Annotated in this window: 21 protein-coding genes; 8 read left to right on the top strand and 13 right to left on the bottom strand. The window is 69.9% G+C overall.

All coding sequences use genetic code 11. The annotated features are described in order from the left end of the window. Window positions 1-87 precede the first annotated feature (87 nt). Together Y958_RS11290 and rsmD are read left to right on the top strand one after the other, a co-directional pair. Window positions 88-1,449: a pseudouridine synthase gene (locus Y958_RS11290; protein WP_088872054.1), complete on the top strand. Its 1,362-nt coding sequence runs from the start codon at window positions 88-90 to the stop codon at window positions 1,447-1,449. Further along, window positions 1,449-2,012: a 16S rRNA (guanine(966)-N(2))-methyltransferase RsmD gene (gene rsmD / locus Y958_RS11295; RefSeq protein WP_088872055.1), complete on the top strand. Its 564-nt coding sequence runs from the start codon at window positions 1,449-1,451 to the stop codon at window positions 2,010-2,012. Before Y958_RS11290 ends, rsmD begins: the two co-directional genes overlap by 1 nt. Window positions 2,013-2,024: 12 nt before the next feature. Here the strand turns inward: rsmD and Y958_RS11300 are convergent, their stop codons facing one another. After that, complete coding sequence (locus Y958_RS11300) at window positions 2,025-2,633, bottom strand: gamma-glutamylcyclotransferase (RefSeq protein WP_244909270.1); 609 nt, start codon at window positions 2,631-2,633, stop codon at window positions 2,025-2,027. Window positions 2,634-2,824: 191 nt separating this feature from the next. Here Y958_RS11300 and Y958_RS11305 point away from each other — a divergent pair, with 191 nt between their 5' ends. Further along, window positions 2,825-3,904, top strand: a complete 1,080-nt coding sequence (locus Y958_RS11305; protein ID WP_186291161.1) for a DUF2125 domain-containing protein — start codon at window positions 2,825-2,827, stop codon at window positions 3,902-3,904. Window positions 3,905-4,072: 168 nt separating this feature from the next. Here the strand turns inward: Y958_RS11305 and Y958_RS11310 are convergent, their stop codons facing one another. The 3 genes from Y958_RS11310 to Y958_RS11320 all read right to left on the bottom strand — a co-directional run bounded on the left by Y958_RS11310 (window position 4,073) and on the right by Y958_RS11320 (window position 7,109). Next, window positions 4,073-4,963 carry a prephenate/arogenate dehydrogenase family protein gene (locus Y958_RS11310; RefSeq protein ID WP_088872057.1) on the bottom strand — a complete coding sequence of 297 codons (891 nt, stop codon included), beginning with the start codon at window positions 4,961-4,963 and terminating at the stop codon, window positions 4,073-4,075. Further along, entirely contained in the window at window positions 4,960-6,060 is a 1,101-nt protein-coding gene (gene hisC, locus Y958_RS11315) for a histidinol-phosphate transaminase (RefSeq protein WP_088872058.1), read from the bottom strand. Before hisC ends, Y958_RS11310 begins: the two co-directional genes overlap by 4 nt. A gap of 185 nt (window positions 6,061-6,245) precedes the next feature. After that, the gene (locus tag Y958_RS11320) at window positions 6,246-7,109 is read right to left on the bottom strand and encodes a chorismate mutase (RefSeq protein ID WP_088872059.1); all 864 of its coding nucleotides are present in this window, start codon (window positions 7,107-7,109) and stop codon (window positions 6,246-6,248) included. A gap of 209 nt (window positions 7,110-7,318) precedes the next feature. Between Y958_RS11320 and metX the strand changes: the two genes are divergently transcribed. After that, entirely contained in the window at window positions 7,319-8,446 is a 1,128-nt protein-coding gene (metX, locus tag Y958_RS11325; protein WP_244909434.1) for a homoserine O-acetyltransferase MetX, read from the top strand. Between the two features lie 4 nt (window positions 8,447-8,450). Next, complete coding sequence (gene metW / locus Y958_RS11330; protein WP_088872060.1) at window positions 8,451-9,086, top strand: methionine biosynthesis protein MetW; 636 nt, start codon at window positions 8,451-8,453, stop codon at window positions 9,084-9,086. 12 nt (window positions 9,087-9,098) lie between these two features. Here metW and Y958_RS11335 read toward each other — a convergent pair whose 3' ends face one another. Next, complete coding sequence (locus Y958_RS11335; RefSeq protein ID WP_211098486.1) at window positions 9,099-9,740, bottom strand: helix-turn-helix domain-containing protein; 642 nt, start codon at window positions 9,738-9,740, stop codon at window positions 9,099-9,101. Window positions 9,741-9,884: 144 nt separating this feature from the next. Here Y958_RS11335 and Y958_RS11340 point away from each other — a divergent pair, with 144 nt between their 5' ends. Further along, the gene (locus tag Y958_RS11340) at window positions 9,885-11,084 is read left to right on the top strand and encodes an MFS transporter (RefSeq protein ID WP_186291162.1); all 1,200 of its coding nucleotides are present in this window, start codon (window positions 9,885-9,887) and stop codon (window positions 11,082-11,084) included. Window positions 11,085-11,104: 20 nt separating this feature from the next. Further along, window positions 11,105-11,812 (top strand): HAD family hydrolase, encoded by a 708-nt coding sequence (locus Y958_RS11345; RefSeq protein WP_088872062.1) that lies wholly within the window; start codon window positions 11,105-11,107, stop codon window positions 11,810-11,812. 31 nt (window positions 11,813-11,843) lie between these two features. Here the strand turns inward: Y958_RS11345 and Y958_RS31355 are convergent, their stop codons facing one another. The 6 genes from Y958_RS31355 to Y958_RS11370 all read right to left on the bottom strand — a co-directional run bounded on the left by Y958_RS31355 (window position 11,844) and on the right by Y958_RS11370 (window position 16,186). Beyond that, entirely contained in the window at window positions 11,844-12,026 is a 183-nt protein-coding gene (locus Y958_RS31355) for a type II toxin-antitoxin system Phd/YefM family antitoxin (protein ID WP_145727867.1), read from the bottom strand. A 21-nt stretch (window positions 12,027-12,047) separates the two neighbouring features. Next, window positions 12,048-13,235, bottom strand: coding sequence for a glutamate 5-kinase (gene proB, locus Y958_RS11350; protein ID WP_088872063.1), 1,188 nt, complete (start codon window positions 13,233-13,235; stop codon window positions 12,048-12,050). Between the two features lie 3 nt (window positions 13,236-13,238). Continuing rightward, window positions 13,239-14,321, bottom strand: a complete 1,083-nt coding sequence (obgE, locus tag Y958_RS11355) for a GTPase ObgE (protein WP_088872064.1) — start codon at window positions 14,319-14,321, stop codon at window positions 13,239-13,241. 236 nt (window positions 14,322-14,557) lie between these two features. Next, window positions 14,558-14,839 (bottom strand): 50S ribosomal protein L27, encoded by a 282-nt coding sequence (rpmA, locus tag Y958_RS11360; RefSeq protein ID WP_088872065.1) that lies wholly within the window; start codon window positions 14,837-14,839, stop codon window positions 14,558-14,560. Window positions 14,840-14,876: 37 nt separating this feature from the next. Then, a complete protein-coding gene (rplU, locus tag Y958_RS11365) occupies window positions 14,877-15,194 on the bottom strand; it encodes a 50S ribosomal protein L21 (RefSeq protein ID WP_004272539.1) in 318 nt (105 codons plus the stop codon). A 188-nt stretch (window positions 15,195-15,382) separates the two neighbouring features. Continuing rightward, window positions 15,383-16,186, bottom strand: a complete 804-nt coding sequence (locus Y958_RS11370; RefSeq protein ID WP_088872066.1) for a class I SAM-dependent methyltransferase — start codon at window positions 16,184-16,186, stop codon at window positions 15,383-15,385. Between the two features lie 175 nt (window positions 16,187-16,361). On the opposite strand from Y958_RS11370, the gene Y958_RS11375 reads away from it, so the two are divergent. Continuing rightward, the gene (locus tag Y958_RS11375) at window positions 16,362-16,859 is read left to right on the top strand and encodes a DUF6491 family protein (protein ID WP_088872067.1); all 498 of its coding nucleotides are present in this window, start codon (window positions 16,362-16,364) and stop codon (window positions 16,857-16,859) included. A gap of 3 nt (window positions 16,860-16,862) precedes the next feature. Here the strand turns inward: Y958_RS11375 and Y958_RS11380 are convergent, their stop codons facing one another. Then, entirely contained in the window at window positions 16,863-17,495 is a 633-nt protein-coding gene (locus Y958_RS11380; protein ID WP_088872068.1) for a trimeric intracellular cation channel family protein, read from the bottom strand. A gap of 91 nt (window positions 17,496-17,586) precedes the next feature. Continuing rightward, window positions 17,587-18,852 (bottom strand): 3-(3-hydroxy-phenyl)propionate transporter MhpT, encoded by a 1,266-nt coding sequence (gene mhpT, locus Y958_RS11385; protein WP_244909271.1) that lies wholly within the window; start codon window positions 18,850-18,852, stop codon window positions 17,587-17,589. Between the last annotated feature and the right edge of the window lie 54 nt (window positions 18,853-18,906).

The raw sequence follows: 18,906 nt of genomic DNA on the forward strand, positions 1-18,906 counted from the left end.
GCCATGCCCCAGGCGAGGCCCCCATCGGCTTGGGCCGGCGCCGTCTGGCGCTTGGCAAGGCGGCTGGGCGCGCATACAGTCCGCCCCATGTCCGATACCAAATCCCCCGAGAAGTCCGGCGCCCCCAAAGACGGTGAGCGTATCGCCAAGCGGCTGGCGCGTGCCGGCCTGTGCTCACGCCGCGATGCCGAGCGCTGGATCGCTGACGGCCGCGTGGCCGTGAACGGCCAGGTGCTGACCTCGCCCGGCGTGAACGTGCGGCCCGGCGATCGCATCGTCGTCGACGGCCAGATGCTGCCCGAGCAGGAGCCGACGCGCGTCTGGCGCTATCACAAGCCCGCCGGCCTGGTGACCACGGCCCGTGACGAACTGGCCCGCGCGACGGTGTTCGACCGCCTGCCCGACGGCATGCCCCGCGTCATCTCCGTTGGCCGGCTGGACCTGAACACCGAGGGCCTGCTGCTGCTGACCAACGATGGGGAACTGGCCCGGCACCTGGAGCTGCCATCCACCGCCTGGCCCCGCCGCTACCGCGTGCGCGTGCACGGGACGCCGGATACCGCCAAGCTGGCCAAGCTGGCGGAGGGCATCTTCGTCGACGGTATCGAGTACGGCCCCATCGAGGCCGTGCTGGATCGGGAGCAAGGCAGCAACGCCTGGCTGACCATGACCCTGCGCGAAGGCAAGAACCGTGAGATCCGCAAGGTGCTGGAGCACCTGGGCCTGACAGTGAACCGGCTCATCCGCGTCGCCTACGGCCCGTTCCAGCTGGGCAAGCTGGAAAAGGGGGAGGTGGAGGAAGTGCCGCGCCGCGTGCTGCGCGACCAGCTGCCCCAGTTCTTCCCCAAGGAAAGCGCCCAGGACCGCAAGGAGGCGCGCGGCAAGATGGCGGCCGAGGCGCCGGCGCTGCGCTTCGACAAGGCGCCCAAGGCCGCACCCGCTACCAAGGCGGCACCGGCAAAGACCGCCCCGGCCCGCACCCGCCGCGAAGACGGGGTGGAGGCCCCCCGCCCCGCCCGCACACCGGCCCGAGCCACATCCCGATCCGCTGAACGCCCGTCAGCACCGGCCGATGCCGCCACCCGCGCCAAGCGCCCGCCTTCCACCGGCGACAGCGCGGCCGACAAGGCACGCGCGCTGGCCCTCGCCCTGGACCGGGCGCTGGACGGCACGCCCGACGATGAGGACGATGCCCCCGCCCGCCGCCCGCGCAAGGCGGCGGTGGCGCGCAACGCCCCCAGCCTGGGTGAGCGCGTCGACAGCCGGACCCCGAAGCGGGATGGCGCCAAGCGCGGCGAGCCCAAGCGGGGTGAGGCCAAGACCGCGCCCCCGCGCGCAGGTAAGCCAACGCCTAAAGCGGCTTCCGCCAAATCCGCCAGCCCCAAATCTGCTGGCTCCAAGCCCGCACGCCCAACGGGCAAGCCGGCGCCCAAGGGCAAGAAGACCTGATGCGCATCGTCGGCGGACGGCATCGCGGGCGGACCCTGGCGGCCCCCGGCGGCCGGGACGTGCGGCCCACCAGCGACCGCACGCGCCAGGCCCTATTCAACATCCTGGAGCATGGCGATTTCTTCGCCGATGAAGGTCCGACGCTGGAGGGCCGGGTGGTGCTGGACGCCTTCTGCGGCACCGGCGCTCTGGGCCTGGAGGCGCTGTCGCGCGGGGCGGAAGCCGCCCTGTTCCTGGACGTCAGCCGCGCTTCGCTGGACCTGGCCCGCACCAATGCCGCCACGCTGAAGGAAACCGGCCGCTGCCACTTCATCCAGGGCGACGCGACCAAGGCACCAATCGCCAGGCAGGCCGCCGGCCTGGCCTTCCTGGACCCGCCCTATGGCCAGGGGTTGGCGCCGCGCGCGCTGGAAAGCCTGGTGGTTGGCGGCTGGCTGGCGCTGGAAGCCCTGTGCGTGGTGGAGATCGGCGGCGACGATCCTTTCGAGGCCCCGCCGGGCTTTGAGACTTTGGATGAGCGCCGCTATGGCGACACGCGCGTGCTGTTCCTCAAACGGGGCTGAGCTTAACCGCCCTCACGAGGCCGCCACCCGTTCCACCAGCCCTTCCAGGTTGCGGTCGCGGATGCCCAGCTCGTGCAGGTGCTGGACGGTGTTGACCAGATAGTCGACGTTGCGCCCGCTTTCCCCCACGCCCTGGCGGATCAGGCCGGCCAGTTCCTCCGGCGGCAGGCGCCCGCAATATTGCTCATGCCCGCGCAGCACGGTGAAAGCCACGGTGGGCACCTTCATCCCATTGTCCAGCGTGGCGGTCAGCAGGCGCGGCTCATAGACCGCGTTCTGCATCTCCCGCGCCCATAGATAGTCCAGCACCCCCGCCGCCTCGGCCGCCGCCACGCGGTAGGCAACGCCCCGGCAGGCTCCCCCCCGGTCCAGTCCCAGGACGGCGCCCGGACAGGCGCGGGTGCCGCGATGACGGAAGGAATAGACGCTGAACCCCCGGTGCCAGCCCCGCACCGTGGCCAGCCGCCGCTCCACGAAGGGGAAACCCGGATTCCACATGAGGGAGCCGTAACCGAAGACCCAGACATCGTCACCGGCGGCGACGCCGATGGCACGGTAGGGGGCGGCGATTTCAGGGGCGGATGGGGACAAGCGCGGCATGCCAGGCAGGGGAACGACCATGATGCCCCGACCCTGGACGGCTTCCCCGCCGCCGTCAACCGTCGGTAAGCCGATTGGCGCTGGCATTCCGGGCGGCTGATCCCGATCTAAGACTGAAGTCCGGCGCGACGGCACCGCGCTTGCCAAGCCCATCCGGGCGTGGCCTCATCGCCCCGGCGTCCATGCCCGGCCGCCGCCTTTCGGAATTTCCCATGCGTGTCCGCCCCCTGACCCTCGTCTTGTTCCTGGTGCTGGTGCTGGTGACTGGCTATGCCGTGTGGTGGCACCGCATGGCGACCCGCCTGCTGGGCCTGCTGGAGCACAATACCGAGCTGGCGCGGGCGGCGGGCGCCAGCATCACCTATCAGCCGCCCACGCTGGGCGGCTTTCCCCTGGGCATTTCCATCACCGCCACCGACGTGAAGGTCGCGAAGCCGGACGGGCTGAGCTGGTCGGCCGAGACGGTCAAGGCCTCCGCGCCCATCTGGCGCCTAGACCAGGTGGTGCTGACCCTGGCCAAGGGCGGCCACGCCACCCTGCCGCATGAGGGCGGGCGGCCGGCGCTGGAGGCCACCGCCACCATCGCCGGCGGCCGCGTCACCCTGGATCTGCCCACCGGCACCCCCCGCTCGGTGCAGGTGAACCTGAACCATGCCACCCTGGTCGCCGCCGCCCTGCCCGCGCCGGAGGGTGCCCCGGCGGACGCGCCACCGGCAAGCCTGGTGCCGGCCGGCAGCTACCCCATCGAGAATTTGTCCGTCACGGTGGAACGGCCGCTGACGCCGCCGACGGACCACACCGGCACGGGCCTGGCCCTGCATGTGGACGTCACCAACATGACCGTGCCGCCGGTGCGCAGCCTGGGCACGACGGTGCAGCGCCTGATCCTGGCGGCACGGGTGCAGGGACCCGTGCCGGCCGCGCCCACGGTGGACGCGGTGACCCCCTGGTCCAAGGATGGCGGCACGGTGGAGGTGGACAGCCTGAAGCTGGATTGGGGCGACCTGCACATGGGGGCCAACGCAACCCTGGCGCTGGACGCCAACCTGCAGCCCCAAGGGTCGGGCACGGCGGAACTGTCGGGCCTGGACAACCTGGTGGATGCGCTGCACGATGGCGGCAGCCTGCGCGGCAACGCCGCAACCTGGGCGCACCTGGGCGTCGCCCTGCTGGCCAAGCCCAAGGCCAACGGCGGCGCCCCCACGCTGAAGCTACCCATCACGATGCAGGACCATAAGCTGCAGGTGGGGCCGCTGACCGTGGCCCACTACCCCGACATCGCCTGGCGCTGAGATGGCCGAATAAGGGCAACGGCTTCAAACCTGAGCGCGGCTACCCACCGGTTGAAACGGAGCGAAGCGACAAGGACGCGACGGCGTCCGCCGCAGCGAGCACCGAAGGGCGCAACGAGGATAGGCAAGGGGCGGATGCCCCGCCGGCGCTTGAGGCAAACGAACCGATCAAGCCTGCTTGGCGTCGATGATGGAGCGGCGAATGGCGCGGGTGCGGGTGAACAGGTCGAACAGCTTGTCCCCTTCCCCCCAGCGGATGGCGCGCTGCAGGGCCGTCAGATCCTCGGTGAAACGCTGGATCATCTCCAGCACCGCCTCGCGGTTGTTCAGGAAGATATCGCGCCACATGACGGGGTCCGACGCCGCGATGCGGGTGAAGTCGCGGAAACCGGTGGCCGAGAAGCGGATGACCTCCGACTTCGTCGTCTCCTCCAAATCCGTGGCCGTGCCGACGATGGTGTAGGCGATCAGGTGCGGCAGGTGGCTGGTGATGGCCAGCACCTGGTCATGGTGGCTGGCGTCCATGACCTCGATCTGCGAGCCGCAGGCCGCCCACAGCCGGCCCAGCCGGTCGACCGCCGCCGTGTCCGTGCCGGGGGGCGGCGTCAGGATCAGCCAGCGGCCGCGGAACAGCTCCTTGAAGCCGGCGTCGGGGCCGGAGTGCTCGGTCCCGGCCAGAGGATGGCCGGGCACGAAGTGCACGCCGTCCGGCACGTGGGGGGACACGTCGCGCACCACCGCCTGCTTGACGGAGCCCACGTCGCTGAGCGTGCTGCCCGGCGCCAAGTGTGGGCCGATCAAGGCCGCCACGTCGGCATAGGCGCCCACCGGCGTGCAGAGGATGACCAGGTCGGCACCGGCCACGGCCAGGGTGGCGTCGCTTTCCACCCGGTCGGCGATGCCCAACTCCGCCACGCGGGCGCAGACGGCGTCGGACCGGTCGCAGGCCACCACCTCGGCCGCCAGGGAACGGTCGGCCATCAGGCAGCGCAGCAGGGAGGAGCCGATAAGGCCCAGGCCGATGATGCAGACGCGATGGTAGAGAGGCGTATCGGTCATTTGCCGGCCACCCAATCCGCGAGTCCGGCCACAACCTCCCGCATCTCATCCTCCAGCCCGATGGTGACGCGCAGGCAGTGCGGCAGGCCGTAGGAGCCGACCTGGCGCACCAGGATGCCGCGCGACTTCAGCAGCAGCCGGGCACCCTCGGCATTGGCGCGGTCGCCCTTCTGCTCCGCAAAGGAAATCAGGACGAAATTGGCGACGGAGGGATGGACCACCAGGCCCAGCTCACGAACCTGGCCGACGAACCATTCGCGCACCTGGGCGTTATGCCGGCGGCTTTTTTCCAGGAACTCCACATCCTCCAACGCCGCCAGGCCGGCGGCCTGGGCGCTGGACGCCACGTTGAAGGGACCGCGCACGCGGTTCAGCACGTCGGCCACGGCGGCCGGGCAATAGGCCCAGCCCAGGCGCAGGCCGCCCAGCGCGAAAATCTTGGAGAAGGTGCGGGTCATGACGACGTTGCTGAATTCGTCGACCAAGTCGGACCCGTCGGTGTAGTCCGACGCGTCGACATATTCGGCATAGGCCGCGTCGATGACCAGCAGCACATTCTCCGGCAGGCCGGCGTGCAGGCGCCGCAGCTCGTCCCTGTTGAGATAGCTGCCGGTGGGATTGTTGGGGTTGGCGATGAAAACCACCCGGGTGCGGGGCGTGACGCGGGCCAGCAAGGCATCAACGTCGGTCTTCAGGTTGGTCTCGGGTGCCGCCACCGGCGTGGCGCCGGCGAAGCGCGCGCTGATGGGATAGATGGCGAAGCCATGGACGGTGTGCAGCACCTCGTCACCGGCGCCTGCGTAGGCGCGGGTCAGCAGCTGCAGCACATCGTCGGAGCCGTTGCCGCAGACGATGCGCTCGGCATCCAGGCCGAAACGGCGGCCCAGGCCGGCGCGCAGCGCCTTGGACCCGCCGTCGGGATAGCGATGGATCTGCCCCGCCACAGCGGCGTAGGCGGCGACCGCCTTGGGGCTGGGCCCCAACGCCCCCTCGTTGGAGGCCAGGCGGATCAGCCGCGACGCCCCCGGCGCATGCGCCTCGCCCCCGACATAGGCATGGATATCGAGAATGCCGGGGTTGGGAACGGGAGCGGACATGATGCTGAGGAACCTTCTGGCAGGCGGTGGCGGTCTTCTTCATCAAACGGGTCTGGGGTCAAACCCGCACGCAGGTAAGGATAGCTGTGAGTCTTATCAAAGCCTTATGCGAATCGGGGGCGCATGCCCTGCGCCGGTGGGGCGCGACTCGGCGGGCTTCCTGAGGCGACTCGGGGTAGCCCGTCTCAGGACTTCCTGGCTTCCAGCGTGATGGGCAGGGCATAGGCGCCCACGGGCAGCACGCGCACCAGGGCGTCGCCCAGTTTTTCCGCCAGGGCGCCCAGGCGGGCGTCGTCGCCATCCACGAAATCCTCCACCTCGATCAGGTGGACGGACCCGCCGCCGCCCGGCAGGTGGAAGATGCGGAACCAGCCCACGGGCAGGCTGACGGCCTCCATCATGTCCTTCAGGCGGCCGCGGCTCATGTCCTGCGCCAGTTCCACCCCCAGCAGGGTGTGGTCCTGGCCCGTGGCCTCCAGCGGTACCGCCCCCAGGATCAGGGCGTCGCCGCCCTCCTTCTGGCCGGGACGGCTGCAGAACGGCAGGCGGCCGATGATCTTGGGCGTCTTGGTGTCGTCGCTGATGAGGAAACGCCACCAGGGGTCCGTCTCCTCCTCCTCCGGCACGGGCACCACGCCCACGGTGGCGCTGCCCTCGGCCAGGGCGCGCAACACAGCCTGGGCGGTGTTGGCGGGCGCGAGGGGGGTGACGGTGCCGTAATGGTCGCGGGCGATGTCCCACAGGCGGCGGTCGTCGTCGGGCGCATAGACGGCGACGGCGAAAGGCCCCTGGATCAGGGTCATGGCGGCGATCATCTCGCGCCAGATGCGCACGATGGCGGCCACGGGCACGCTGCCCTGGTGCCGGGCCACCAGGCGCCGCAGGATGCCCGCCTCACGCCCTGGCCGGATGAAGACCTTGGCGCCCGCCTTGGACTGGGCGATACGCTCCACCACCCGGGCGCGCCGCATGATGAGGTCATGGATGGCCGCATCGATCTCATCGATTTCACGGCGCAGGGCGTCGACGGAGGGGCTGGCAGGGGGCATGGACGGGTTCGGATTATAGGACCTGAAACGACTGAGTCTTAGAGCCTGCCCCCCGCAAAATCAAAGAAAACGTTGACTTGGGGTACCCCGCTTCCTAGTCATGCATGCTGCATTCCAAGGCCCGCCCGACGATGATCACCCCGCCTGCCTACACGGATAGTTCCGGCGCCACGGCCGCGCCCGCCCTCGGGGGCCTGCCCGGGCAACGCATGGTGCTGGGCGCCGATCGGCCCATGCCCCTGGACGGCGGCGGGCAGCTGGGCCCCTTCACCGTGGCCTACCAGACCTACGGCACCCTCAACGCCGACAAGTCGAACGCCGTGCTGGTCTGCCACGCCCTGACCGGCGACCAGTACGTGGCCGACCGCCACCCCATCACCGGCAAGCCCGGCTGGTGGGAGATGCTGGTGGGCCCGGGCAAGCCGGTGGACACGGACCGATTCTTCGTTATCTGCAGCAACGTCATCGGCGGCTGCATGGGGTCCACCGGTCCGCACGACGTGAACCCGGCCACGGGCCAGCCCTATGCCATCGATTTCCCCGTCATCACCATCGGCGACATGGTGCGGGCCCAGGCGCTGCTGATCGACGCGCTGGGCATCGACCAGCTGTTCTGCGTCATCGGCGGCTCCATGGGCGGTATGCAGGTGCTGCAATGGGCGGTGGCCTACCCCGAGCGGGTGTTCGCCGCCGTGCCTATCGCCACCGCCGCCCGGCATTCGGCCCAGAACATCGCCTTTCACGAGGTGGGGCGCCAGGCCATCATGGCCGACCCGGAATGGCGCGACGGCGCCTATCAGCAGGCCGGCACCAACCCGGCGCGCGGCCTGGCCGTGGCCCGCATGGCCGCCCACATCACCTACCTGTCGGAAGCGGCCCTGCACCGCAAGTTCGGCCGCAACCTGCAAAGCCGCCAGGCCATCACCTTCGGCTTCGACGCCGATTTCCAGGTGGAAAGCTATCTGCGTTACCAGGGTGCCAGCTTCGTCGACCGCTTCGACGCCAACAGCTACCTCTATATCACCCGTGCCATGGATTATTTCGACCTGGCGGCGGAGCACGGCGGCCAGTTGGCCCAGGCCTTCCGCGTGGGCGGCAAGGGCACGCCCGTGCGCTTCTGCCTGGCCAGCTTCTCCAGCGACTGGCTGTTCCCCACGTCCGAGTCGCGGGCGGTGGTGCACGCGCTGAACGCCGTGGCCGCCAACGTCAGCTTCGTGGAGATCGAGACGGACAAGGGCCACGACGCCTTCCTGCTGGATGAGCCGGAGTTCCACCAGGTCATGCGCGGCTTCATCAACGGTTGCGCCGATCATCGCGGCCTGAAACGTCGGGCTTGATCCCATGGACGCCACGGTCATCCCTCCCCGCACCGACATCCGCGGCGACCTGCGCCGCATCGCCGACATGGTCAGCGCGCAGGCCCGCGTGCTGGACGTGGGCTGCGGCGACGGCGCCCTGCTGGATCTCCTGACCCGGGAAAAGGGTGTCGACGGGCGCGGCATGGAACTGGGCATGGACGGCGTGCGCGAATGCGTGTCGCGCGGCCTGTCCGTCATCCAGGGCGACGCCGACACCGACCTGAAGGACTATCCCAGCGACGCCTTCGACTACGTCATCCTGTCGCAGACGCTGCAGGCCACGCGCGACCCGCGCGGCGTGCTGCTGCAGATGCTGCGCATCGGCCGCCGCGTCATCGTCTCCTTCCCCAATTTCGGCTATTGGCGGGTGCGCCTGGCCCTGCTGCTGACGGGGCGCATGCCGGTGACCGACCGGCTGGGGTTCCAGTGGTGGGAAACGCCCAACATCCACTTCTGCACCATCGCCGACTTCACGGCCCTCTGCGCCCAGCTGGGCGGGGTGACGGTGGAACGCAGCGCCATCCTGGACCACGCCGGCCGCCAGCTGACCAGCGACGCCACCACCTGGCGCGCCAACTGGTCGGGCGAGCAGGGGATCTTCCTGCTGCGGCGGGACTAGAGGCGGCCGCGCCTAAGCGACCGGCCCAGGCCTCTCATAAGCAATCGTGTCCACCAGCCGGGCGAAGCTGCCGTCCGAAAGCTGAAAGCGCACCCAGCGGAAACGGCTGGCGAAGATCCTCACCTCGGATGAGCGGTTGGCACGGGTGGTCAGTTCCAGTGCCGGCGGCGACGGCTCGAACCAGCCGAGGTCCGCGAGCGTCGCCTCCGCCGTGCGGATCTCGTCGCTGGCATAGGGCCAGAGGGACGTGCCCAGCACGTCGGCGCGCGGTCGCCCAAAGTCCCGCTCCCGCCCCGCCGACAAAGCCAGCAGGCGATGGGTCAGGTCACAGACCAGGTGCACCGATCCGGCCGAATTGTTCACCAAACGCGCCAGTTCGCGGTCGGCGGCACTGTCCAGGCCGGCCTGCATCAGTTGGCGGATGGCCGCCTGTTCATCACCATCGGGCACAAGCGTGCCGGATTCCCAGCGGGAGACCGTGGCCTGGGAAACGCCCAGCAATTCGCCGGCATGGCTCTGCTTCACCCGGCGCAGGGTGCGCCACAGCCGCAGCGACTGCCCCAAATGGGGACCAGCCATGCGCGGCAGAGTGTCAACGGCGGTGTCAACGGCGGTACCAATGGCGGTGCCGACAGCGGCGGTGATGCTGGCCATGATGGTTCTGTCCCCGACCGCGGGAGCGGCACAGGCAAGAACGCCGCCGCTTGTCCACGCATATCTTATTCACGGCGCATCAAGGCCGGCCATGCCCAAAATAGCGCCCCCGCCTGCCGCGGGCATCACGCGTTCGAGGGCATCATGGACAGCCGCTGGGTCAAGATCGTCTGGTTCTATTGCGTCGGCGTCATCGCCGCCGCCCAGCTGGGCAAGATGTCGGCCCTGATCCCCCTCATCTCCCGCGACCTGGGCCTCAGCCTCACCCTGGCGGCCCTGGTCATCTCGCTGCTGGAAATCGGCGGCGCCGGTTTCGGCCGCATCGCCGGCGGGCTGATCCAGCGGGCGGGCCGCCGCCCCGCGCTGCTGGCCGGCACCGCGTTCCTGGCCGTGGGCGGTATCGGCGAGAGCCTGGCGCAGGGCCCGGCGGCGCTGATCGCCTGGCGGGTGCTGGAGAGTGCCGGGTACCTGACCACCGTCATCGCCGCCCCCATGCTGATCCTGGAGACGGCGACCCCGCGCCAGCGCGGCGTGGCCCTGGCGTTGTGGAGCAGCTTCGTGCCCGTGGGCCTGGCCCTGGGCGCCATCCTGTCCGGCTGGGCGGCGGAGCTGTGGTCCTGGCGCGGCGCCCTGTTCGGCGGCGGCGTGGTGGCGGCCGGCGCCCTGGCCCTGTCCCTGCCCATGACCTCGGGTGTCGGGGCGCGGGTGCGCGGGCCAGGTGCCGGCGGCACCGGCCCCACCCGGCGGGCCTGGGCCCTGGCCGTGGGCTTCGGCTGCTACACCACCTTCGAGGTCGGCTTGCTGGGGATGCTGCCGACCTTCCTGGTGGACAAGGCCGGCGCCAGCGCCGACGCCGCAGGATTCATCACCGGCGTCGCCTCCTTCGCCACCGTGGTGGGCAGCGGGGTGGCCGGCTGGTGGAACCACCGCAACCACGGGCGGGATCTGGCGCGCGGCCCCTCCTTCGCCCTGATGGCGCTCAGCATCGTCCTGCCGGCCCTTATGCTGTTCCTGGTGTTCGGGCCGGCCCCGGACCTCACCACCGCCGCCATCGTCGTCATCGCGCTCAACGCCCTGTCCGGCGTCTATCCCGGCCTGGCCTTCGCCATGCTGCCCGCCGTGGCCGGGTCCGACCGGGGCCTGCCCGCCGCCAACGGCCTGCTGACCCAGTTCGGCGCCAGCGGCTCCCTCATCGGGCCGCCCCTGTTCGCCGCCTTCGCCGGCCATTGGGGCTGGACCAGCGCCGCCGCCTGCGGCCTGGCCGCATCCCTGCTCTGCCTGGCCTTGATGCGGGCGGCGGGGGTATCGTCCCCTTCCGTCGCGGCCCCCGATCAGGCCGCCTGAGTTCCCTTGGAGTTCCGACTATGCCTGCCCTTCCTCCCCGGGTGATCGCTTTGGATGGCGACGACACGCTCTGGCATAACGAGGCCATGTTCTCGACCTCATACGCCGAGTTCCGCGACCTGCTGCTGCGGCACAGCGACCTGGACCAGGCCACCATCGATGAGCGTCTGCTGCTGGTGGAGCGGCGCAACCTGGTGACCTATGGCTACGGCATCAAGGGCTTCACCCTGTCGATGATCGAGACCGCCCTGGAACTGACGGAAGGGCGCATCCCCGGCATCGCCATCGAGACGCTGGTACAGCGCGGCCGCGCCATGCTGGCCCACCCGGTGGAGCTGATCGATGGTGCTGTGGAGGTCATCGAAACCCTGCGGGAGCGGGACCATGAGGTGTGGCTGATCACCAAGGGCGACCTGTTCGACCAGGAAAGCAAGATCGCCCGCTCCGGCCTGGCTGACCTGTTCCACCGCATCGAGATCGTGTCGGAAAAGGACGACGCCACCTACCGCCGCCTGCTGGACCGCCACGGCGTGGAACCCGCCGACTTCGCCATGGCCGGCAACTCCCTGAAGTCCGACGTCCTGCCCGTGGCGGCCCTGGGCGGCCGGGGTTTCCACGTGCCCTATCACACCACCTGGGCCCATGAGATGGTATCCGGCCCGATTCCCCACCCCTATATCGAGCTATCATCCTTACGTGAATTGCCGAGCGCGTTAGGGTCCAGGTAAGGAATCGACTCGGGGAAGAGGTATTTTCGAGTCAGGGCGCAACTAACGGCGGGAAGTCCATAAACCGCCCCGCATCTGCCGCCGCGATGGATTTGCGTAGACGATCGGCATTGACTGGGCTGCGCAAGAGATGGAGCGTTTCCAGCATCCTGCGAAACTCACCCGTTGCCTCCGCAATCCGGGCTCGATCAACCCTTTGCTCTTCATTGGCCATGGGCATGTCTCACAAAGCCCCTCACCCCAGCGCCAGGTCGTCCCGGTGGATCATCTCGTCCCGGCCGCGCCAGCCCAGGCTGGCTTCGATCTCGGCGCTGCGGCGGCCCTGGATGCGGCGGGCGTCCTCGGCGGAATAGGCCACCAGGCCGCGGGCGATGACGCGGCCGGCCTGGGTGCGGACGGCCACCAGGTCGCCGCGCTGGAAATCACCCTCGACCCCGCGCACGCCGGCGGGCAGCAGGCTGCCGCCCCGGGCCAGGGCCTGGGCCGCGCCCTCGTCCACCACCAGGGTACCGGCCGGCTTCAGGGAGCCGGCGATCCAGCGCTTGCGCGCCGTGCCGGGGCCGGCCGATGGCAGGAACCAGGTGCACAGCGCACCGCCCTGCTCCGCCGCCGTTTCCAGCGCCGCCAGGGGGTTCATGCGCTTGCCCGAAACGATGGCCATGCGGCAGCCGGCGGCCACGGCGATGCGGGCGGCGGCGATCTTGGTCACCATGCCGCCGCTGCTGTAACCAGCGGGCGGTTCCCCCGCCATGGCCTCGATCTCCGGCGTCACCTCGGTCACCACCGGCAGGTGGCGGGCGTTGGGGTCCTTGCGCGGGTCGGCGGTGTAGAGGCCGTCGATGTCGGACATGAGGATCAGAGTGTCGGCGCTGATCATCTGCGCCACGCGGGCGGCCAGGCGGTCGTTGTCGCCGAAGCGGATCTCGGCGGTGGCCACGGTGTCGTTCTCGTTGATCACGGGAACGGCGCCCAGCTTCAACAGGGTCTCGATGGTGGCGCGGCCGTTCAGGTGGCGGCGGCGGTCCTCGGTATCGTCCAGCGTCAGCAGCACCTGGGCCACGGTGATGTCGTGCCGGGCGAGGGTTTCCTGATAGGCGTGGGCCAGGCGGATCTGGCCGGTGGCGGCGGCGGCCTGCTTTTCCTCAAGCTTCAGCGGGCGGCCCACCAGGCCCAGATGTTCCCGCCCCACGGCGACGGCGCCGGAGGAAACGATGACCACGTCCACGCCCCGGCGGCGCAGGGCGGCCACGTCGTCGCACACGCTGTCCAGCCAGTCGCGGCGGATGCGGTGCGTCGCCCCGTCCACCAGCAGGGCGGAGCCGATCTTGACGATCAGGCGCTTGGCCTGTGTGACCGGTGGGACATCAAACACCGCCGCCGCACCGGTTGAGGAAATTTCCGTGCGGGCGGCGGCGTCGTTCATTTTCTAACGTGTCCCTTTGTCGGCCTGGGAGATGTCGTCCAGGGGATTGTACCGCGCCTTGTATGCCTTGCTGCGCGCTTCCTCACCATCCATCAGGCGCGCAGCCTTGATCTGCTCCAGAAGCGCATACAGCACGTCGGGCACATGCTCGCCGGTGGCGCCAGACAGCACCATGACCGGCTTCTTGGCGGAGCGGCGCAGCTTCAGCTTCTTTTCCGCCAGTTCTTCCTCGGTCAGGGCGTCGACCTTGTTCAGGGCCACGATCTCCGGCTTTTCCGCCAGGCCGCCGCCATAGGCGCGCAGCTCGCGGCGGATGGTGCGGTAGGCCTTCTGCACATCCTCCTGCGTGCCGTCCACCAGGTGCAGCAGCACGCGGGTGCGCTCCACATGGCCCAGGAAGCGGTCGCCCAGGCCGTGGCCTTCGTGTGCGCCCTCGATCAGGCCGGGGATGTCGGCCACCACGAACTCCTCCTCACCCGCGCGCACGACGCCCAGGTTGGGCACCAGCGTGGTGAAGGGATAGTCGGCGATCTTGGGCCGGGCGCGGGACACGGCGGCCAGGAAGGTGGACTTGCCGGCGTTGGGCAGGCCCACCAGGCCGACGTCGGCGATCAGCTTCAGGCGCAGCCACACCCAGCGCTCCTCCCCCGGCCAGCCGGGGCCGGCCTTGGTGGGCGCGCGGTTGGTGGAGGTCTTGAAATGAGCGTTGCCGAAGCCGCCGTCGCCGCCCTTCAGCAGCACGATGCGCTGGCCCACCTCCATCATGTCGGCCAGCACCGTCTCCTGGTCCTCGTCCAGGACCTGGGTGCCCACCGGCACCTTCAGCACCATGGGCTCGCCGGCGGCACCCGAGCGGTCGCGGCCCATGCCGTGGCCGCCGCGCTGGGCCTTGAAGTGCTGCTTGTAGCGGTAGTCGATCAGCGTGTTCAGGCCGTCCACGGCCTCGATCACGATGTCGCCGCCGCGCCCGCCGTTGCCGCCGTCCGGCCCGCCGAACTCAATGAACTTCTCCCGCCGGAAGCCGACGCAGCCGGGGCCGCCGTCACCGCTCTTCAGGTAGATTTTGCACTGGTCCAGGAACTTCATGATGGGCGGGCCTTATATCATGGCCTTTGAAATATCAAAGGCCCCCTCAAACGCCGGGCGGCCACATCCGTGGCCTTGGCTTCCTCGCTGCGCCCTTCGGTGCTCGCTCCGGCGGACGCAGTCGCGTCCTATGGAAAAAGCGATGGCGGTCGCGCGGAGCGCGGCAAATGCAAATCGGGGGAACGGTCACCCGTCCCCCCGATCAGAGTCAAAACACCTGGTGCCGAAGCGGCAGGTTACTCGGCGGCGATGGCCACCGGCTCCTGGGCCAGCTCGACGGACACGTAGGTGCGGCCCTGACGGCCGGTGTGGAACTTCACGGCGCCGTCGGCGGTCGCGAAAATGGTGTGGTCCTTGCCCAGGCCCACGTTGGCGCCGGGGTGGAACTTCGTGCCGCGCTGGCGGACGATGATGTTGCCGGAAACGACGGCTTCGCCGCCGAAGGCCTTCACGCCCAGACGACGACCGGCGCTGTCACGACCGTTGCGGGAGCTACCGCCTGCCTTTTTATGTGCCATCTCGAAAACTCCTTAAATCGAGGAGGTCGGCTGCCGATTAGGCGCCGGCCTGGATGTCGGTGATGCGCAGGATCGTCAGGTCCTGACGATGGCCGTTCTTGCGGCGGTAGTTCTGCCGGCGCTTCTTCTTGAAGATGATGATGTGCGGCGCATGGGCCTGGGCCACCACGGTGGCCGTCACGGCGGCGCCAGCCACCAGCGGGGTGCCGACGGTGGTGTTGCCGGCATCGCTGACCAGCAGGACCTCGTCCAGCTTCAGGGAGGCGCCAGCGTCACCCGCCAGCTTCTCAACCTTAATGACGTCGCCGGCCGCGACCTTGTACTGCTTACCGCCGGTGCGGATGACTGCGAACATTCTAGCCCACCACTGATCTGGCCGGGCCCAGCCGAGAGTGGCCAGCGCCCACGCAAAACGGAACGACGGGACCTAGCACAGGACCCGTTTCTAAGAGAGCGCGCACTATACAGGCGACCTCGGCCCTGTCAAGCACCCCCAATACGAGTCCGCGCGGAATCCCGACGCCCGGCACCGTTGCGGGATTCTCAGGGCTTCGTCTCGGGATCCACGATCATCCTCGACGAGGCCGCAAGGCGGGGCAGCAGGCGCCGTTCCGCCGCCAGGCCGGAGAAGGCCGGCTGCGCCACGGAGGGGGCCAGGCGCCGCCGCGGCTCCACCACGCGGGTGGCGGTGGTGGCGTAGATCTGCTTGCTGGCCTCCACGATCTGGACACCGGCGAAGGCCTTGAACCAGCGGGCGCCCAGGTTTTCCACCGCCCCGGCCGACGCCATGAAGAATCGGGACTTCACCGGCGGCATGAACAGGGCCGATGTCTCCCGCTCCGGCACGAACAGGTTGGCGCGCAGCACGCGGCGCAACTGGCCCGTGGAAAACGGGGAGCCGTGGCCGAAGGGGGTGCGGTCGGTGCGGGCCCAGATGCCGCGCCGGTTGGGCACGACGGCGATCAGGCGCCCGCCCCCGGCCAGGACGCGCCAGATCTCCTGCATCATGGGCTTCAGGTGCTCCGTGAACTCCAACCCATGGACCAGCAGCACGCGGTCGACCGACATGTTGGGAAACGGCAGCTCCGATTCCTCGCCCAGGGTCACCAGGCCCGGCCCCTCGGGCGGCCAGAAGACCACGCCCTGGGCGGCCGGCATGACGGCCATCACCCGCTCCGCCTCCGTCAGGAAGGGACGCAGGAAAGGGGTGGCATAGCCTATGCCCAGCACGCGCTGGCCGCTGACGTCGGGCCACAGCTCGCGCAGGCGGCGGCGCACCAGCCGCCGGACCACCTGGCCCAGGCTGCTTTCGTAGAATTCGCGCAGGTCGACGACATCGTTATACATCGGCCGGATGCTAGCACGGCGGGCGCGGACTCGCCTATTAGGCCTGGAGCCCTAAAACCCGCCGCCCCGAACCCTGTCATTTGGGGCGAGGCCGCCCCCTGCGACGCGGCCACCGCTTGTGGCAGGGCGAGTCGGCGCTTACCTTCCAGGGTGAACGCCTTGGGAGGCCCCCGCCATGCTCCGCTTCGCCCCCGCCTTGATCACCGCAACCGTTGCCGCTGGCCTGCTGGCCGGCTGCGCCACCGACCCAGCCACCGATAAGGGCGCCCCCGGGACCCAGACGGCCAAAGCCGAGTCGCAGGATCGGGGCCAGATGTGCATCCCGGTCCGTACCATCCGCCGCACCCAGGTCATCGATGAAAGCACCATCCTGGTGGAGATGCAGGACCGAACCAAGTTCATCCGCATCAATCTGGCCGGCCGCTGCAGCGGGCTGGGCTTCTACGGCTTCGCCTACGTTTCCCATAATGACGAGCTGTGCCGCACCGACCCGCTGACCCTGGTGGGCATGCCGGTGCCGCCCGTCTGCCTGATCGACAGCATGATCCCCATCGACAAGGCCGCCGCCGATGCCCTGAAGGCCAAGCCGAAGACCGACGGCCCAACTGGCGGCCCGGCTGGCAGCCCGGCGGGCGCGGCCACACCCGCGCCCGATGACCAGGGCCGCGACTGAGGGTCAGCCCGGTAGCCCCATCGCCGTCGGCAGGGCCCAGTGCCGCCAGACGCTGACCATGCGCAGGGCGAAGCACGCCCCGCCGCCGGCCAGTGCCGCGTAACGCGGGGCGACGCCCAGGCGGATGGCGGCCGTCATGACGGCGGCGCCCAGCAGTGCCGCCGTGGCGTAGACGTCCACCCGCAGGATGGCCGGCACCTGGGCCAGCATGATGTCGCGCAGGGTGCCGCCGCCCACACCGGTGATGGTGCCCATCAGCACGGCGCTGAAGGGCGGGATGTCGCGGTTCAGCGCCTTTTCCGTGCCCGCCACGGCGAACAGCGACAGGCCGGCCGCGTCCAGGGTGGTCATCAGCCCCACCGGCACCTGGCCCACCAGGGCATGACCGGTGAAGGTGGCCGCCCCGGCGGCGAAGGCCATGGCAGGATAGCGCCAGTCGCGCAGGGCCGTGGGCGGGGCCGCCCCGATCAGCAGGTCGCGCAGCACGCCGCCGCCCAACGCCGTGGCAAAGGACAGGACCATGACGCCGAACAGGTCCAGCCCGCCGCGCAGTGCGGCCATGGCGCCCTCGACCGCGAACAGCACGGTGCCGGCCATGTCGGCCACGGACAGCACCATATCCGTCTTCTTCCCCATCCCCTTCCCAACCCCGCATCCCATGCCGGACCGCAGCGTTACACCGTCGCGGGACGGCTGGCGAGAGGATCGGCGGGTGCGGCGATGGCCTTCAGAGCTGGCGTCGAAGCTGCCGCCGGATCAGCAGGACCGCCAGCAGGCCGCCCACCGCCACCAGGGGCACGAGGCTGAGGAGCAAATCCGGCGCCGACAGCCCCGCCTGCACCAGGCCGCCGCCCAGCAGCGGCCCCACGACGGAGCCCAGGCGCCCGGCAGCCACCGCCCCGCCCACGCCGGTACCCCGGATGGCGGTGGGGTAGCAGGCGGGTGCTGCGGCATAGAGCGTGGCCTGGGTGGTCAGGACCATGGCGCCGGCGCCCAGGCCCACCAACAGGGCCACCGTCAGGTTGGCCGGCATTACGGCCAGCAGCACCAGGAAGACCGCCAGGCCGACGAAAACCGTGACGGCGTAGCCGAAGCGCCGGGGACCATCCAGCAGCGGCCCGGTGACGGCGCAGGCGATGGCGCCTGAGATGTTCAGCATCACCTGGATCAGCGCCGCCTGCGGCTTGGTGAACCCCCGTTCGGTCATGAGCATGGGCAGCCAGCTGAGCAGCAGGTACAGCACCATCAGGGTGGCGAAGAAGGCCAGCCACAGCAGCACCGTCTCCACCGCGCGGCCGCCACCGAACAGGATGGCGAGGATGCCGGTCCGGGCACCCCCGTCCGCCGCCGCCGCGCGAAAGGCCTGCGAATCCGGCAGGGCCCGGATCAGCAGGGGCAGAACCAGCAACGGCGCGCCGCCGGCGACATAGAAGATGGTGCGCCAACTGTCGAAGCCACCGCCCATCCCGGCGAAGACGGCGATCAGGCTGACGATGGCGCCACCCAGGGGCATGCCGCCGTACATCAGGGAAACCGCCCCTCCGCTGCGCCCCGACGGGCTGTTCTCCGCCGCCAGCGCCACCAGGTTGGGCAGGGTGCCGCCCAGGCCCAGGCCGGTGGCCAGGCGCATGAGGAAGAGTGTGGTGAAGTCCGACGACAGGGCGGTCGCGGCCGTGAACACGCCGAACAGCGCGACCGAGACCACCAGCACCGCCTTGCGCCCGAAGCGGTCGGCCAACCGGCCGCCCACCAGCGCGCCCAGGAAAAGGCCGATGGTGCCGGCGCTGAAGAAGGCGCCCAGCTCCTTCGGCGCCAGGTGCAGGGCGGGGGCCAGCTTGGGCGCCGCCACGCCGGCGGCCTGCAGATCGACGCCTTCCAGGACGGCGACCAGCAGACACAGCAGGGTGGTGCGGTTGATCAGGCCGCCCGCCGGGGCCTGTGGCGCCGCGATCGAGGCATTCGCCGGGGCGGCCACCGCGTCATGGTTCAGCACGTTCCTCTCCCGTTTATTCTTATCGGTCGGGAACAAGGTGCGCGCGGGAACGAT

It is taken from the genome of Nitrospirillum viridazoti CBAmc (genome assembly GCF_000730165.1).
In the GTDB taxonomy this organism is placed as follows: domain Bacteria; phylum Pseudomonadota; class Alphaproteobacteria; order Azospirillales; family Azospirillaceae; genus Nitrospirillum; species Nitrospirillum viridazoti.

What these genes read in the sequence shown, in the direction of transcription:
- Y958_RS11290 (WP_088872054.1), top strand. Translation starts at nt 88, where the DNA reads ATGTCCGATACCAAATCCCCCGAGAAGTCCGGCGCCCCCAAAGACGGT.
- rsmD (WP_088872055.1), top strand. Translation starts at nt 1,449, where the DNA reads ATGCGCATCGTCGGCGGACGGCATCGCGGGCGGACCCTGGCGGCCCCC.
- Y958_RS11300 (WP_244909270.1), bottom strand. Translation starts at nt 2,633, where the DNA reads ATGGTCGTTCCCCTGCCTGGCATGCCGCGCTTGTCCCCATCCGCCCCT.
- Y958_RS11305 (WP_186291161.1), top strand. Translation starts at nt 2,825, where the DNA reads ATGCGTGTCCGCCCCCTGACCCTCGTCTTGTTCCTGGTGCTGGTGCTG.
- Y958_RS11310 (WP_088872057.1), bottom strand. Translation starts at nt 4,963, where the DNA reads ATGACCGATACGCCTCTCTACCATCGCGTCTGCATCATCGGCCTGGGC.
- hisC (WP_088872058.1), bottom strand. Translation starts at nt 6,060, where the DNA reads ATGTCCGCTCCCGTTCCCAACCCCGGCATTCTCGATATCCATGCCTAT.
- Y958_RS11320 (WP_088872059.1), bottom strand. Translation starts at nt 7,109, where the DNA reads ATGCCCCCTGCCAGCCCCTCCGTCGACGCCCTGCGCCGTGAAATCGAT.
- metX (WP_244909434.1), top strand. Translation starts at nt 7,319, where the DNA reads ATGGTGCTGGGCGCCGATCGGCCCATGCCCCTGGACGGCGGCGGGCAG.
- metW (WP_088872060.1), top strand. Translation starts at nt 8,451, where the DNA reads ATGGACGCCACGGTCATCCCTCCCCGCACCGACATCCGCGGCGACCTG.
- Y958_RS11335 (WP_211098486.1), bottom strand. Translation starts at nt 9,740, where the DNA reads ATGGCCAGCATCACCGCCGCTGTCGGCACCGCCATTGGTACCGCCGTT.
- Y958_RS11340 (WP_186291162.1), top strand. Translation starts at nt 9,885, where the DNA reads ATGGACAGCCGCTGGGTCAAGATCGTCTGGTTCTATTGCGTCGGCGTC.
- Y958_RS11345 (WP_088872062.1), top strand. Translation starts at nt 11,105, where the DNA reads ATGCCTGCCCTTCCTCCCCGGGTGATCGCTTTGGATGGCGACGACACG.
- Y958_RS31355 (WP_145727867.1), bottom strand. Translation starts at nt 12,026, where the DNA reads ATGGCCAATGAAGAGCAAAGGGTTGATCGAGCCCGGATTGCGGAGGCA.
- proB (WP_088872063.1), bottom strand. Translation starts at nt 13,235, where the DNA reads ATGAACGACGCCGCCGCCCGCACGGAAATTTCCTCAACCGGTGCGGCG.
- obgE (WP_088872064.1), bottom strand. Translation starts at nt 14,321, where the DNA reads ATGAAGTTCCTGGACCAGTGCAAAATCTACCTGAAGAGCGGTGACGGC.
- rpmA (WP_088872065.1), bottom strand. Translation starts at nt 14,839, where the DNA reads ATGGCACATAAAAAGGCAGGCGGTAGCTCCCGCAACGGTCGTGACAGC.
- rplU (WP_004272539.1), bottom strand. Translation starts at nt 15,194, where the DNA reads ATGTTCGCAGTCATCCGCACCGGCGGTAAGCAGTACAAGGTCGCGGCC.
- Y958_RS11370 (WP_088872066.1), bottom strand. Translation starts at nt 16,186, where the DNA reads ATGTATAACGATGTCGTCGACCTGCGCGAATTCTACGAAAGCAGCCTG.
- Y958_RS11375 (WP_088872067.1), top strand. Translation starts at nt 16,362, where the DNA reads ATGCTCCGCTTCGCCCCCGCCTTGATCACCGCAACCGTTGCCGCTGGC.
- Y958_RS11380 (WP_088872068.1), bottom strand. Translation starts at nt 17,495, where the DNA reads ATGGGGAAGAAGACGGATATGGTGCTGTCCGTGGCCGACATGGCCGGC.